This window comes from Ruegeria sp. AD2(2025) (assembly GCF_056542385.1).
On sequence record NZ_JBQFZS010000006.1, the window covers coordinates 14,621 to 28,594 of the forward strand.

Below are 13,974 nucleotides of genomic sequence, written 5' to 3' on the forward strand. Positions count from 1 at the left end.
CGCAGGTTGGATTGGATAAGACAAAGGCAGAACCGCAGATTTTCAATCCCACGCTGCGCAATCCGGAGCCTGCCCATGCCCTTTCGCCGCCTTGCCCAAGCCGTTGCATTTGCCTGCATCTTCCCTGCCCTGGCGCTGGCACAGGCCGCTGACGAACCGACGGGCCTGACGTTGGAACTCAACACCCTTCAGGACACTGGCAACGCCTGCCGGTTGACCTTTCTGGTGCAGAACGGAACCGGGACCGCGATCGAGAAAGCGGTGTTCGAGACCGTGATCTTCGACACGTCGGGCGGCGTGGTCAGCCTGTCTTTGTTCGATTTCCGCGACCTGCCGCCGGACAGGCCCCGGGTTCGGCAGTTCGATCTGCCGGGGCAGGATTGTAGCGCGGTGGGCCGGGCGCTGATCAATGGTGCGCATTCCTGCGTGGTGGACGGGGCTGAAAGCGATATATGCGCCGATGGCCTGTCGCTGCGCAGCCGCTCGGATGTGGAGCTTTTGGGATGACCTTGCTGGAGCCTATACGCCAGATCGTGGCCCTGGGCGGGCCGGTAGTGGCGATCCTGATCGTGATGTCGGTGCTGACGCTGGCGGTTACGCTTTACAAGCTTTGGCAGTTCGCGGTGTCGGGTGTCGGGCGGCACCGGGTGCTGTTGCAGGCGCTTGCGGCATGGGATGCCGGTGATCATCAGAAGGCGCGGGCGCGGCTTGCCAAAAGCCGCAGCTATCTTGCACCGCTGGTCAGTGCGGCGATGGATGCGCCGGGCCTGCCGGGGCTGGATGACCGGCTGGATGCCGAGGCGGGGCTGGCGCTTGCGGGGCTCGAACGAGGGTTCCGTTTACTGGACACGGTGGCGCAGCTTGCACCGCTGCTGGGGCTGTTCGGCACCGTACTGGGTATGATCGAGGCGTTTCAGAGCCTGCAGCAGGCCGGGACCGCCGTCGACCCGTCGCTGCTGGCGGGCGGGATCTGGGTGGCGCTGGTCACCACGGCGGTCGGGCTGGCGGTGGCGATGCCTACCTCGATGGTGCTGTCCTGGTTCGAAAGCCGCACCGCGCGGGAACGGGTCTTTGCCGACAAGGCGTTGAGGACAATTCTGGTGCCCGGTCAACTGGCGGAGGGGGCGGACCGCACCATGCCCGAACATGCGTAACGCGGCACCCTTTGTCCGACGCCAGATGTCGATGACCCCGCTTGTCGACGTGATCTTTCTGTTGCTGTTGTTTTTCATGCTGTCCTCGACATTCTCGACCTTTGGCGAGATCGAGCTAAGCCATGCCGCCGCCGGTGGAACCACACCGTCCGAGCCGTCCGATCGGTTCTTCCTGCAACTCGGGTCCGACCGGCTGGCATTGAATGGCGCGCCGGTCACGCTGGATGATCTGGTGCCGGAACTCGAGACCGGGCAGGTGCTGGTCAGCCTTGACGACGATGTCACTGCGCAGCGGTTGACGGATGTGCTGGTGCGGTTGCGCGGGCGCGACGGGCTGAGCGTTCTGGTGCTGGAGTAGGCCGATGATCCGCCGCCCCCCAGCCCGCCGCAGGCGCGATTCAACGATTGCTTTGGTCAACATTGTCTTTCTGATGCTGATCTTCTTTCTGATCGCGGGCACGGTGGCCCCGCCGCTGGACCCAGAGCTGGAGCTTGTGGACACCGCAGGGCTTGAAGGGCGCGAGCCGCCGGATGCGCTGGTGTTGCACCGGGACGGGACGCTCAGCTTTCGTGGGGTGGAAACCGATCCTGAGACCTTCATGGCCGGTCATGGGCCCGGCCCGGTGCGGATCGTGCCGGACCGCGACGCGTCCGGCCCCCGATTGATCGAGGTGACGGGGGCGCTGCGCCGCCACGGTGCGGGGTCGGTCTTTCTGGTCACCGAACGGGCGCTGCGATGATCCGGGGGTCGATCGGTGTTGCGGTGGTGGCCGTTATCGTGTCGCTGATCCTGCACATTCTGGGCCTGAGCATGACCGCATCCGAACCCACCGCGACCCCGGCCCAGCAGCGCGCCTCTGAGGCGGTCGATCTGAGCAGCAGCTTCGAGGACCTCGCCGAAGTAGCCGAGGAACCGCCAGAGCCCGAACCCGCAGAAACCCCCGAACCGGAAGCGGCCGAAATCCCCACCAGTCAGGCGCTTGTCGCGTCCGAGGACCCGCAACGGGTCTTTGCACCCGATTTCGGCGAGGCCGCGCCGGTCCGCCCCGACACGGTCGAGCCGGTCGAGGCACAGCCCACCCCGCCTGCCGACAACGATGAAGCCACGCGCGCGGATGCAGAAGACGCGCAGCCGGTGGCAACCGACGAGGTGGTCGAGACGCCCCGGGGCGAGCCCGCCACCGATACAGCCCCCCCTGAGGCCGAAGCGCCGGCGCCGCCGGTCGTTGCGGCGCTGGACCCGTCGGAGGAGGTCGCGCCCACCGACTCCGAGCAAGCCGTGACCACATCCATCCGGCCCCGCCTTCCCACCCGCCAGCCTGAGGCCGACCCGGGCGGGGCCGAGGATTTTGCAGACCTTCGCTTTCCGCAGCAGGTCATCGAATCCCCGCTGACCACCTTCCAGCGCGAGGGCCGGGATGCCTTCACCCAAAGCAACCGCTCTCAGCAATCCGGCGGGCGCCGACCGGGGAACTCGAACGTCACCAATTATGCCGGGCAGGTCCTTGTGCACCTCAACCGATCCCCTTCGATCTTTGTACCGGTCCGCGGCTTTGCGCGCGTCTTCTTCGAGATCAACCCGGACGGGACACTGGCCTGGGTTGAGATCACCGACAGTTCGGGCTCGGCCCAGATCGACAGCGCCGCCAAAAGACAGGTTCGCGCCGCCGCCCCATTTCCGCCGCCGCCCGGCGGCGTCAGCCGCAAATTGTCGTTTTTCTTCCAGAACGGTTGATGGCGTAAGTCTATGTTTTTTATGGTTATTGGTGTGCCGCAAGCCAGCCGCTGAAACCGCTAAATCGCCGAATGCGAGAATCTACTTCTTGAGTTTCGCGTGGACGTAAAGTGCCCAAAGGGCTATGCTACTCAGCATTCAATAAAATTCAGTTCTTTCACAGCTGCCTTGGGGGCTTTGTTATGAAAAAACAATCCATTGTTGTATTTGTTGCGGCGTCTATGGCCGTGTCGGTTCCTGCGAAAGTGTCGGCGGATGCTGCGGATCTTATCATCGGTGGCGTGGCTGGAGCGCTTTTGTATAAGGGCATCTCGGAAAACCAAAAAGCGAAACGGCAGGGGCAGCAGACCACCCGCAAGTCCACCTCGGGCGGTGCGGCGTCTGCGTCAAGCCTGAATGGGCAATATACCCGGGCCGAACGCATCCAGATTCAAAGCGCGTTTCGGGACCTTGGTTACAATATCGGAACAGTCGATGGCGTTCTGGGGCGCAATAGCCGCGCCGTTATCCGTCAGTTTCAGGCCTCGCTCGGCGAGCCGCAGACCGGCCAACTGACCCGACCGCAATATGTTACGCTGCTGAGCCAGGTCCCGGGCTCGCAGGCGGTTTTCGCCCGGCGCGAGTTGAACCGTGATGAGGTTTTCATGCTACAGCAGGGCCTGCAGACACTGGGCTATTATCATGGGCGCATTGACGGTTCGAACGGGCCCGGAACGCGCGGCGCGATGAACGCGTTTCTGGCGCGGCAAGGCCTGGGTCCGGCCTCGGTGACACCGGTGCAGGGGCTGGTCATGGCCCGCAACGCTGCGGGATTGCAGTCGCCCCAGTATCTGTATCAGGAAGCAAGTGTGCAGAGCGGCGTCCAACCCTTTGGCGCACAGCCTCCGGCTCAGGCGGGGTACGGTGCGCAGCAGCCCAATCAGTTTGGTGCCCCGGCTGGGCAGGCCCCGGTTCAGGCCTTTGGCGCCTCAGCCCAGCAGACCGGACAGGGTCAGTTTGGGTCAGCACCTGCGCCGCAGCAAGCATTTGGCGCTCCGGCGGCTGGCCAGCAGGCCCCGGTGTTCGGAGCCCCTCAGCAGCAGCCGGTTGTACCGCAGCAGGGTACTCCGGTGAATACCCAACAGAACCTGTTCGCGCCTACGGCGCCGCAGCAGCAAGCACCGCAGCCAGTGGTCCCGCAGGGCGGTGGAAGTACCAGCCTGTTTGCCGCGGGCGGTGCCGCGCCGCAACAGCAGGTGGTACAGCAGGCCCCGCAAAGCAGCCTCGACATCTATTCGGGGACGGCGCAGCAAGTGCCTCAGACCAATCAGGTTGCGAACCAGACCCAGCCGGCGCCCCCGGGGCAAGGCGGGTTCGGGACGTCAACGTCGTTGGTGTCGACCAGCGGCACCGGCAACTGATCGGATTGGCATCCCGCAGTCTTGCGACACCTTTGATCTGAGGCGCTGGCGACGAGGTCAACTTGTGGCGCGTCAGATCAGGTAAGGCATATAGCGGGCAGTAGATTTCAGCCAGCTATATGCCCAAGACCGTCAACCTTGCTGTCGATGATCCCGGGCGCATCCAACTGCATCATTTCGAACGGATTTGTGGTTGCCATGCGCAAAGCCTGAGCGGCGGGGATGCCAACGCTGCCAATCATGCGCTGTACCGAGTCCGCCAGCGTGATATGCGCCCCGGCCAAAGAGCCCTGCGCATTGACAAGGCGGCCCTCGTTGACGCGGATGACCTCGCCATAGAGTTCGAAGTGATCCGGGCCGCCAACGGTGGACATCGCGTCCGACACCAGAATCATCCGGTCCGGCACGGGGCGGGCGCGGGTCGCAAGGGCGACCATCTCATCCTTGATATGATGGCCGTCGGCGATGATGCCACACCAGACATCGCTGTTGATCGCCGCGCCGGTCAACATTGGCGCGCGCGAGGTCATCTGCGGCATCCCGTTGAACAGATGCGTGAAACAGCGCAAGCCCTCGGCCAGCGCGCGGCGGGTCTGTTCGGCGGTTGCGGCGCTGTGCCCGGCCGAGACGATGACGCCCATCGCGCTGAGCCGCGCGATCAGGCCGGGCGCGACGGTTTCCGGGGCCAGTGTCAGCAACACAGGAACATTGGCGTGCCTCAGGCCTTCCAGCACTGACATGGTTGCGTCGTCGAACGGGCGGATGAAAGCGGGGTTGTGCGTGCCTTTGTGGGTGGGGCTGATATGCGGCCCTTCGATATGGATGCCCAGAACGCCGTTCCGGCCCAGCTCTTCGGTCACGGCCTGTGCGGCGCGTGCCATGACCTCGGGGCTGTCGGTGATCACCGTGGGCAGCAGAAATGCCGTTCCGGCCGCGTTGTGGGCCTGCGCGATCCGGCGTACGCCCTCGCGGGTCGGGGTATTGTTGAGCATCACGCCACCGCCGCCATTGACCTGTACATCGAACAGGCCGGGGCTGAGGACGCCGTCGATGGGCTCGATGGCTGCGCCGGTAGGCACCGCGTTCAGGGGTTGGATATCGGTGACCGTGTCATCCTCGGTAACAAGAACGGTGTCGGTTGACAGTTTTTGCCCGTCGAACAGGGCCTTGGGGTGAAGATAGCGCACCATGCAGGTTCAGAAGAAATAGGGCCGCAGGGCCTGTTGGATCTGGGCGACAATCAGCGCGCGGGACCAGTCGTTGCCGCGGCTTTGCAGATCAGTGGCACGGGCGATGACCTCGGGGGCAAAGCACTGCTCCAGAACCGGCGCAGGCGGGCAGTCGGGGCCGAGCGTGTCGAGCAGGCCTGATACGGCCTGCCGGGCCTTGGGGTCGGGCCAGTAGTACCGGATGCGATCGGCATAGCCGAAATGGCGTTGCAGGCGCAGGTCTTCCGGGGTGCCGACATAGTGCTTTTGCCAATATCCGGGCTGATCCAGCATGATCTGTTCCATCTGCGGCATCAGCGGGGTGCCATCCTTGCCCAGAAGGTCCCGCAGATGATCCAGCGCATACAACGCCTGACGATAAGCAAAGGTCAGCGCGGGGCCGACCTTCAGCACGCTGAAATGCCGGGCTGCCAGATCGGGATAGACGGCGGGGTTTTGGTAGTCGGTCGAATGAGCCTCGAAGCAGATATGCGGCACGTCCGTCAGGGCCTGAGACAGGTGATCGGGCGCGCTGCGGTCGAAATGGTCGATATGGGTCGGTGCAAATTCCAGTCCTGGCTGGACGACCAGCCCGATCACGCGCGCCCAGGCCTGTGCCGCGCCTGCCGCCTGAAAGGCTGCAAGGTGGGTCTGCAGGGTCTTGCGGGCATGGGCGGGATCGCTTGGGGTGACGCCCTGACCCTCTTCATCGGCGCGGGCACCACCGGGCGGGGGGACCTCGGTACCGATCACATAACTCAGGCGCTGGGGATCGGGCGCGGCTGCTTGGCATATCGCGGCCAGACGGGCGGCGCGGTCGGCCGAGGTCTGTTCGTCGACCTGCGCGGGCTCACCAGCGCAGCCTTCGGAACAGTCGAGGTGGATCTTGGTGAACCCGGCCTGGACATAGGCGCGCATCAGATCCTCGGCTTTGGCCATCGCGCTGTCGGCGGGTTCGCTGCGCCAGACCTGTGGGCCAAGGTGATCGCCTCCGAAATGGATCAGGGCGGGGTCGGTCCCGGTTTGCTGCGCGATGCCGTTTACAAAGGCGATGAAATCGGCGGGCTGCATCCCCGTATAGCCACCGAACTGGTTGACCTGATTGCTGGTCGCCTCGATCAGAATGGGGCGCTGCATGTCTTGTGCCATCAGCAGCGCGGCTCGCAAAACGTCGGGCTGTGCCGAACAGACCGAGGCTATGGCAACCGGCGTTCCGGCCCGGTTGCGCGCATTCAGGTCCGAGAAAAAGCTCATGGGGTCAGGTCCTTCCGGGGACTGGGCAGACCAGCAGAGCCGCCCCGCGGGTGCCGCTGCTGTCGCCGAATTTGGGTTTGCGGATGTCGGGTGCGCGCAGGCCCGGCAACGCCGAGGACGCCAGCGCCCGAGAGAGTTTGCGGTCCAGCCCGTCGATCTTGCTGAGCCCGCCGCCCAACACAATGCAATCGGGGTCGATATGCAGTTGCAGGCTATGCAGAAGTTCTCCGGCGATGTGCAGCCAGACCTCAAAGACCCGTTGCGCGTCGGCGTCGTTTTGCAGGGTGGCGGCGACAATCTGCGGGGCGGTGCGGCGCTGGCCCGTGAGTGTGTCCGACAACCGCTCCATGCCCGCGCCGGACAGGTAGGTTTCGAAACACCCCTGCCGCCCGCAGCCGCAAGGCAGGAGCGGCAGGCCGTATTGCGCCACCAGCGGGGCGGGTAGCGCGGCGTGGCCGATCTCGCCCGCCAGCGCGTTCGGACCGGGCAGCAACCTGCCGTCGACCACAACGCCGCCGCCAAGACCGGTGCCGAGGATCAGGCCAAAGACCGTGTGGTGGCCGTCTCCGGCACCGCCGATCGCCTCGGACAAAGCAAAACACTTGCAGTCATTGGCCAGCCGGATCGTGCCGCCGCTGCGGGCCTTCAGGTCGGTACCCAGCGGTTTGCCGTTGGCGGGCAGGTTGGCGGTGACCGAATGGCCGGTGACCGGGTCGATCAGACCCGGAATACCGACGCCTACGGGAAGGTCGGCGTGCTGCGCTTCGGATCGCAGCCACGCGACCTCGGCCCCAAGCGCGTCGAGCAGATCGGCGTAACTGTCCCGGGGCGTGGCGACACGGCGCGAGGCCAGCGGGTTCAGGTCGCCATCAAACAGCGTCGCCTCGATCTTGGTGCCGCCAAGATCGAGGCCGCCGCAGGCCGGCTCAGACATAGAGGCGGACATGGCTGACCACCCGGCTGAGGTTGCCGCCTTCGAACGGGTTATCCACGTTCAGCCCCAGCGACTTGGACCACGCGACCGACAGCATCTGCGCCACCAGAACATAAAGTCCGGTGTTCCAGACATCCGGCAGGCCTGTGGACAGGCTCAGGTCCGGGACGGCTCCGTGAGTGGGATCGCCGATGCTGAGGGTGCGTGTGGCGGGGAACTGGCTGCGCAGTTCGGCCACGATGTCGTCGTCATACTTACGGGTCAGCGGGTCCGAGGACAGGAACACGAACACGGTCGTTTCGTCATCGGTGATCGCCTTGGGGCCGTGCCGGAAGCCCAGCGTGCTGTCCCAGGCCGTCACCACCTGACCCGCAGCCAGTTCCAGAACCTTCAGCGCGGATTCCCGCGCGGTGCCCAGATACGGCCCCGAGCCCAAAAACACCGCGCGCGCCGGGCGCGGCAGGTCCGGCGCGTCTTGCAGCAGACCGCGCGCGGCGTCGGCAAGAGTGGTGAGGTTGGCGGAAATCGCGGTCTCTTCTGCACCTGACAAACAGGCCAGCGCGGTTAGCAGCATCGTGGTATAGCTGGAGGTCATCGCAAAACCCTGATCGTGGCAGGCGTCGGGCAGCACGATCACCTTTTGCTCACCCGGTCCCGGATGGGCGCGTGTGGCCAGCGCGCTATCGGCGTTGCAGGTGATGTTCAACCGGTCCGCCGCCGGGCAGTCCCGGTCCAGCAGGTCCAGCGTGCCCAAGGTCTCGGAACTGTTGCCGGACCGGCCAAAGGACACGACCAGCGGGCGCAGCCCCGGTTTCAGATAATCCGCCGGGCGCGCCACCAGATCGGTCGAGGGCACGGCGCGGACCGGGATGCCCAGCAGCCCGTCCAAATAGACGCTCAGCGCATCGCCGATAAAGGCCGAGGTTCCCGCCCCCGTCAGCCAGATCACATCCGGCTTGCGCGCCGCGATCCAGCCCGAGATATCCGCCGCAATACCGGGCAGAATGTGCGACCAGGCCTGCCAGATGTCCGGCTGTGCGGCAATTTCCGTTTCGGTTGCCCAGATCTTCGCGCTCATGAATTACGTCCGTTCTTTTGATGGTGTTGCCGCAGCTTCGGGAATGTCGGCGAGGTAAAGCCTGACATTCCTGCTGCGCAGGTCCTGTTGCATGTCAGCCGGCATCGAGCTGTCCGAGACGATGGCGTCCACCTGGGACAGATCGCAGATGCGGTGCAGTTTGGTTGGGCCGAACTTGCTGGCGTCGGCCAGCACGATCACCCGGCGGCTGGCGCGGATCATGGCGCGGTTCAGATGCGCTTCGTCTTCGCTGAAGGTCGACAGGCCGAAGGCGGGATCGATCCGGTCGGCCCCCATCAGCACCGTGTCGAAAGACATCGTCTCGAGCGTGGTTTCAACCAGCCGCCCGCTGAGCGACATGGCGTTCTGGCGCAGGACACCCCCGGTCAGCATCAGTTCGTGCTGTGGGCATTCGTGCAAGGCCAGCATCAGGTTCAGGCCCGTGGTCATCAGGATCTTGGCCGGTGCCTCGCGCAGATGTTCGGCCATGAACTGCACTGTCGACCCCGAATCCAGCAGGATCGAGTGGTCGTCAGCGATCAACTCGGCCGCCAGGGCAGCCACGGCGCGCTTGGCCCGTTTGTTGACGACTTCCTTGTCGCGGATGGTCGGCTCGAACTCGGCGCTGTTGCCGCCCTCTCCGGCGGCGGTGGCCATGGCGACGGCGATGCGCAGATCGGGCAGGCCCTTGAAGCCGTAGCGGCGGCCAAACCGGATCAGGCTGGGCTCGCTCACGCCGATGGTTTCTGACAATTCGCGCAGAGGCTGGCGGATGAACTGGGTGGGATTGGCCAGCAGGAACTCTGCCACATTGCGCAGGGCGCGCGACAATTCCGGCAGGTCGCCTTCGATCTGGTTCAGAATGTCAGCCTTGTCAGCCAAATGCGTGTCCTTCATGCTCTGCGAGATATCAGCAAAACTACATTACTGGAACTCAGAAAGAAAACAACTCCCAATTCTGGGCCATAAAAGTGGGTAAAACTCAAGAAATGTTGCAAAACTACATTTCGGGTCGTAAGGTCTGATTCGAAATCGCCGTCTCTGGCGCAACCTTGAGGGAGGAATTCTTGTGTCTCACATCAAACTTTCCGGCTTGAGCCTGATCGCCAGCCTGACCGCCAGCGTGGCGTTTGCGGAAACCGAAATCACCTATTGGTCGTTCTGGAACGAGCCCGAGCCGCAGGCGCAGGTTCTGAAGGCGCTGATGGATGAGTATAGCGCGGCCAACCCGGATGTGACCTTCAATGTTGTCTGGAATGGACGCCAGAACCAGACAACCGTGCGGAACGCGCTGGCCGGCGGCACAAGCATCGACCTGATGGATGCGGACATGGATGGTTTGAACGGCGGTCTGGTCGGGCAGGGCGCGGCGGTTGCGCTGGACGGTCTGGTCGCGGCAGAATCCCCCGATGGCGGCACGGTGGGTGCGGCGATCTACCCCGCGTTGCTGGCTAATGCCGAGCTAAACGGCTCGGTCGGGCAGATGCCTTACGCCTTCTATACCTATCAGATATTCTACAACGCAGCCCAACTGCGCGACGCCGGTGTGACCGAGACCCCCTCTACCTGGGCGCAATATGTGGACGCGATGAAGGCGGTTCAGGCCAGCGGTGTGAACGCGATTGCGGTGGAAAGCGACATCGCGTTCTACAACATCAACTGGTTCAACTACCTGCTGGCGCGCATCGCAGGCCCTGATTTCGTGCTGAAAGCGGCTGAGGACAAGACCGGTGAAACATGGCGCGACCCCGCTGTGCGTCAGGCGCTGGAGCTTGAGGCCGCCTTGTGGGCCGATGGCCTGATCCCCGAGGAAAGCAAAGGCTATCAGTGGCCCGCCGGTCAGCAGACGCTGGCCTTTGGCGAAACCGCGACCGAACTGGTTGGATCGTGGCTGCCCATCGAACTGGCCGATCAGGTGGAAGAGGGCTTTGAATGGGGCGCGATGAACTTCCCCATGGTCGAGGGCGGGAAGGGTGACGTGAACGACACCATCATCTACGCGGTCAGCTTTGCCATCCCCGAAGGTGCCGAAGATGCCGAAGCGGCGCAGGATTTCATCAAATTCGCGCTCAGCAAATCGGCGCAGCAAAAGATGGCGGACGACGCGCTGATCGGTGTGGCCAATGCCTCGGTCGAATGGGCCGACGTGATCGCAGACAGCCGCGAGGCGGTGGCCAATGCGACTAGCCTGCTGTCCGAAAACCTGGGCCTCAAGGTTGCCTATGCGGATTATTCCAGCAACATCTATGAGGCGATGCACAACAAGGTGTTCCTAGGCCAGATCACCGTTGATGAGTTCATCGACGGTATGGTCGAACAAACCAAAGGCTATTGGGAAAACCGCTGATTTCAGCATCTGACCGGCCCTGACACCGGGGCCGGTCAATCAAAGGACAGGGTGGAGCATATGATCGGCAAGAGACTTATCGGGTTCTTCGTAGCGCCCGCTCTGATCGTTTATCTTTGCTTTTTCCTGATCCCCACCGGTTTCACCTTCTACTTCAGCCTGTTCGAATGGTCGGGTTTCGGGACCGAGGCCAAGTTCATCGGCCTTGGCAACTATCGCCGCCTGTGGAACGATCCGACATTCTGGCTGAGCTTCCGCAACACGCTGGCTTTGCTGTTTGTCGGCGGGTTTTTCGTCTTCTTTCTGGCCTTCCTCTACACCATCCTGATCAACTCGGGCATCTGGGGCAAAAAGCTGTTCCGGCTGGTGTTCTTCCTGCCCAACGTAGTCTCGGTCGTCGCTCTGTCGGCGATGTGGGCCTATATCTACAACCCGCGTTATGGGCTGCTGAATTCATCGCTCAAGGCTGTTGGTCTGGATGAGATGGGCCGCACGCTCTGGACCTCGCCCGACAACATATTCTGGGCGATGCTGGCCGCGCTGGTCTGGGTGTTCACCGGGTTTTTCCTGATCCTGCTGCTGGCGGGCGTCGATAAAATCCCGCCCGATATGTACGAGGCCGCCGATCTGGAGGGCGCAAGCCTGTGGCACAAGTTCTGGTACATCACCGTGCCGATGATCTGGGACGTGATGACCATTTCCTTTGTCATCTGGATCATCAACGCGGTGAAGATGTTCGAGTTTCCCTTTGCGTTCGGCTTTCTGCAGGTGCCGCAGCAGCTTTATACGCTGGGGATCTACCTTTACATCATGGGCTTCGGTCAGCGTGATCCGATCTATCAGCTGGGCTATGCCACCGCGATCGGCGTGGTGATGCTGGTGCTGGCGTTTTCGCTGATTGTCCTTGTCCGCCGCCTGATGCGCCGCGATCAGTTGGAGTTCTGAGCCATGACCCTTCTGCGCCGCCTGCCTGCCTACATTGCCATCTGGGCCTGGGTCGCCTTCACCGTCGCCGCCATCCTTTGGGTGGTGATGAGCGCCTTCAAATCCAAGCGCGAGGTGCTGCGATCCGGCCTCAAGCCCCCTGCGGAACTGCGCTGGGAAAACTTCGAGACCGCATGGAATGTCGGACGTCTGGGCGAGTTCTTTTCGAACTCGGTCGTCATCGTCTGCCTGTCGGTGCTGCTGATCCTCGTGGTCTCGACCCCGGCGGCCTATGTGCTCAGCCGAGCAAAGTTCCGCGGCCGCGAGGCGCTGACCAACCTGTTTGTCATTGGCATGGGCATCCCGATCCCGATGCTGTTCATCCCGATCTTCGGCATCCTCGCATGGCTGCGCCTGTCCGACAGTCTGACCGGTCTGACCATCGTGTTCGTGGCGATCTCGATCCCCTTCACCGTCTACCTGCTGACCGGGTTCTTTGCCTCGCTCCCGTCCGAGCTTGAGGCCGCATCCCTGCTGGACGGGTGCAGCGATTTTCAGACCTTCCGCTATGTGATGCTGCCGATGGCGATGCCGGGCGTGGCGACAGCGGCGATCCTGAACTTCATCTGGCTGTGGAATGAATACCAATTGTCGCTGGTGATCCTGAACAGCCCCGAGAACCGGACCCTGCCGCTGGGCCTCTATTCGCTGCAGAACGCGATGCAATACACCAGCGACTGGCCCGGCCTGTTTGCCGGTGTGACCATCGTCATCATCCCCACCATCCTTGTCTATGCCATCCTGTCCGAGAAGATGATCGCGGGCATGACCATGGGCGCCGTGAAGTAAGGACCGACCCAAGTGACCGCTTTCGAAGCTATTTCTCTGGACAAGCACTATGGCGACTTCCACGCGCTGAAAGACATCAACCTGAGTGTTGAGCCGGGCGAGTTCATTGTGCTCGTCGGCCCCTCGGGCTGTGGCAAATCCACCCTGATGCGCACGATAGCTGGGCTGGAAAAAGTCACCTCGGGCGATCTGAAAATCGACGGGCGGTCGGTCACCGGATTGCTGCCTAAGGAACGCGACGTGGCGATGGTGTTCCAGTCCTATGCGCTCTATCCGCATATGACAGTGGCCGAGAATATCGGCTTTGGCATGAAAATCGCCAAACGCCCCAAGGCCGAGATCAAGGAAAAGGTACTGGCCGCCGCCAAGGTTCTGAAGATCGAAAGCTATCTGAACCGCAAGCCCAAGGCCCTGTCGGGTGGTCAGCGCCAGCGCGTGGCCATCGGGCGCGCCATCGTGCGCGATCCCAAGATTTTCCTGTTCGACGAACCTCTGTCCAATCTGGATGCCGCCCTGCGGGTCGAGATGCGGGTCGAACTGGCGCGGCTGCACAATCAGCTCGATGCCACGATGATCTATGTGACCCATGATCAGGTTGAGGCGATGACGCTGGCCGACCGGATCGTGGTCATGAACGAGGGCGTCATCGAGCAGATCGGCAGCCCGCTGGACCTGTTCAACCGTCCACGCAACAAGTTCGTGGCCGGGTTTCTGGGGCAGCCACCCGCGATCTTCGTGCGGCTGGATGGGTACGAGTTCGGGGCGCAGGGGCTGACCGTACAGTTCTCGGACACGTCGGTTACGTTGCCGCTGCCTGACAAAACGGGCGGCATTCCGGTCGAGATCGGGTTGCGGCCAGATTTCTTTGAGCTGGACGCCGAAAACCCCAGCCTGTCGCCGAAGGTCGAGGTGGTCGAGCAACTTGGCGACACCACGTTGCTGTATACGCGCCTGCCTGATGGTCAGGCGGCCACGGTTCAGTTGTCGGGGCAGGTGAAGGCCAGACCGGGCGATCAGGTTCCGCTGCGGGTACATTGCAAATCGCCGCTGGTTTTTGATGGCACGGGTCTGAACCTTTATGCCTGACCCGG

The 13,974-nt window shown here is 63.1% G+C and carries 15 protein-coding genes; 10 read left to right on the top strand and 5 right to left on the bottom strand.

Going from position 1 to position 13,974, the window contains the following annotated elements; genetic code table 11:
* Positions 1-75 precede the first annotated feature (75 nt).
* The 6 genes from ACR1XV_RS13390 to ACR1XV_RS13415 all read left to right on the top strand — a co-directional run bounded on the left by ACR1XV_RS13390 (position 76) and on the right by ACR1XV_RS13415 (position 4,289).
* Complete coding sequence (locus ACR1XV_RS13390; protein WP_480532105.1) at positions 76-507, top strand: hypothetical protein; 432 nt, start codon at positions 76-78, stop codon at positions 505-507.
* Positions 504-1,154, top strand: coding sequence for a MotA/TolQ/ExbB proton channel family protein (locus ACR1XV_RS13395; RefSeq protein WP_480532107.1), 651 nt, complete (start codon positions 504-506; stop codon positions 1,152-1,154). The genes ACR1XV_RS13390 and ACR1XV_RS13395 overlap by 4 nt, the downstream gene beginning before the upstream one ends.
* A gap of 25 nt (positions 1,155-1,179) precedes the next feature.
* Positions 1,180-1,512, top strand: a complete 333-nt coding sequence (locus tag ACR1XV_RS13400) for an ExbD/TolR family protein (protein ID WP_480532109.1) — start codon at positions 1,180-1,182, stop codon at positions 1,510-1,512.
* A 4-nt stretch (positions 1,513-1,516) separates the two neighbouring features.
* The gene (locus ACR1XV_RS13405) at positions 1,517-1,894 is read left to right on the top strand and encodes an ExbD/TolR family protein (RefSeq protein WP_480532111.1); all 378 of its coding nucleotides are present in this window, start codon (positions 1,517-1,519) and stop codon (positions 1,892-1,894) included.
* The gene (locus tag ACR1XV_RS13410) at positions 1,891-2,889 is read left to right on the top strand and encodes an energy transducer TonB (protein WP_480532113.1); all 999 of its coding nucleotides are present in this window, start codon (positions 1,891-1,893) and stop codon (positions 2,887-2,889) included. The genes ACR1XV_RS13405 and ACR1XV_RS13410 overlap by 4 nt, the downstream gene beginning before the upstream one ends.
* Before the next feature lie 182 nt (positions 2,890-3,071).
* A complete protein-coding gene (locus ACR1XV_RS13415; RefSeq protein ID WP_480532115.1) occupies positions 3,072-4,289 on the top strand; it encodes a peptidoglycan-binding domain-containing protein in 1,218 nt (405 codons plus the stop codon).
* Between the two features lie 107 nt (positions 4,290-4,396).
* On the opposite strand, the gene ACR1XV_RS13420 is transcribed toward ACR1XV_RS13415, so the two are convergent.
* Genes ACR1XV_RS13420 through ACR1XV_RS13440 form a run of 5 tightly spaced genes read right to left on the bottom strand, consistent with a single transcriptional unit; the run spans position 4,397 to position 9,645 of the window.
* The gene (locus tag ACR1XV_RS13420; protein WP_480532117.1) at positions 4,397-5,479 is read right to left on the bottom strand and encodes an N-acetylglucosamine-6-phosphate deacetylase; all 1,083 of its coding nucleotides are present in this window, start codon (positions 5,477-5,479) and stop codon (positions 4,397-4,399) included.
* Positions 5,480-5,485: 6 nt separating this feature from the next.
* A complete protein-coding gene (locus ACR1XV_RS13425; protein WP_480532119.1) occupies positions 5,486-6,751 on the bottom strand; it encodes a class II D-tagatose-bisphosphate aldolase non-catalytic subunit in 1,266 nt (421 codons plus the stop codon).
* Positions 6,752-6,755: 4 nt separating this feature from the next.
* Positions 6,756-7,697 carry an ROK family protein gene (locus tag ACR1XV_RS13430; protein ID WP_480532121.1) on the bottom strand — a complete coding sequence of 314 codons (942 nt, stop codon included), beginning with the start codon at positions 7,695-7,697 and terminating at the stop codon, positions 6,756-6,758.
* Positions 7,678-8,763 (bottom strand): SIS domain-containing protein, encoded by a 1,086-nt coding sequence (locus ACR1XV_RS13435; protein ID WP_480532123.1) that lies wholly within the window; start codon positions 8,761-8,763, stop codon positions 7,678-7,680. Before ACR1XV_RS13435 ends, ACR1XV_RS13430 begins: the two co-directional genes overlap by 20 nt.
* Positions 8,764-8,766: 3 nt before the next feature.
* A complete protein-coding gene (locus ACR1XV_RS13440; RefSeq protein WP_480532125.1) occupies positions 8,767-9,645 on the bottom strand; it encodes a transcriptional regulator in 879 nt (292 codons plus the stop codon).
* Positions 9,646-9,832: 187 nt separating this feature from the next.
* On the opposite strand from ACR1XV_RS13440, the gene ACR1XV_RS13445 reads away from it, so the two are divergent.
* From ACR1XV_RS13445 to ACR1XV_RS13460, 4 genes are read left to right on the top strand one after another with little or no spacing between them, the layout of a single operon-like run.
* A complete protein-coding gene (locus ACR1XV_RS13445; RefSeq protein WP_480532127.1) occupies positions 9,833-11,110 on the top strand; it encodes an ABC transporter substrate-binding protein in 1,278 nt (425 codons plus the stop codon).
* A 60-nt stretch (positions 11,111-11,170) separates the two neighbouring features.
* The gene (locus ACR1XV_RS13450; protein WP_480532129.1) at positions 11,171-12,055 is read left to right on the top strand and encodes a carbohydrate ABC transporter permease; all 885 of its coding nucleotides are present in this window, start codon (positions 11,171-11,173) and stop codon (positions 12,053-12,055) included.
* Positions 12,056-12,058: 3 nt separating this feature from the next.
* Complete coding sequence (locus tag ACR1XV_RS13455) at positions 12,059-12,883, top strand: carbohydrate ABC transporter permease (RefSeq protein ID WP_480532131.1); 825 nt, start codon at positions 12,059-12,061, stop codon at positions 12,881-12,883.
* Positions 12,884-12,895: 12 nt separating this feature from the next.
* Entirely contained in the window at positions 12,896-13,969 is a 1,074-nt protein-coding gene (locus ACR1XV_RS13460) for an ABC transporter ATP-binding protein (RefSeq protein ID WP_480532133.1), read from the top strand.
* Positions 13,970-13,974 lie beyond the last annotated feature (5 nt).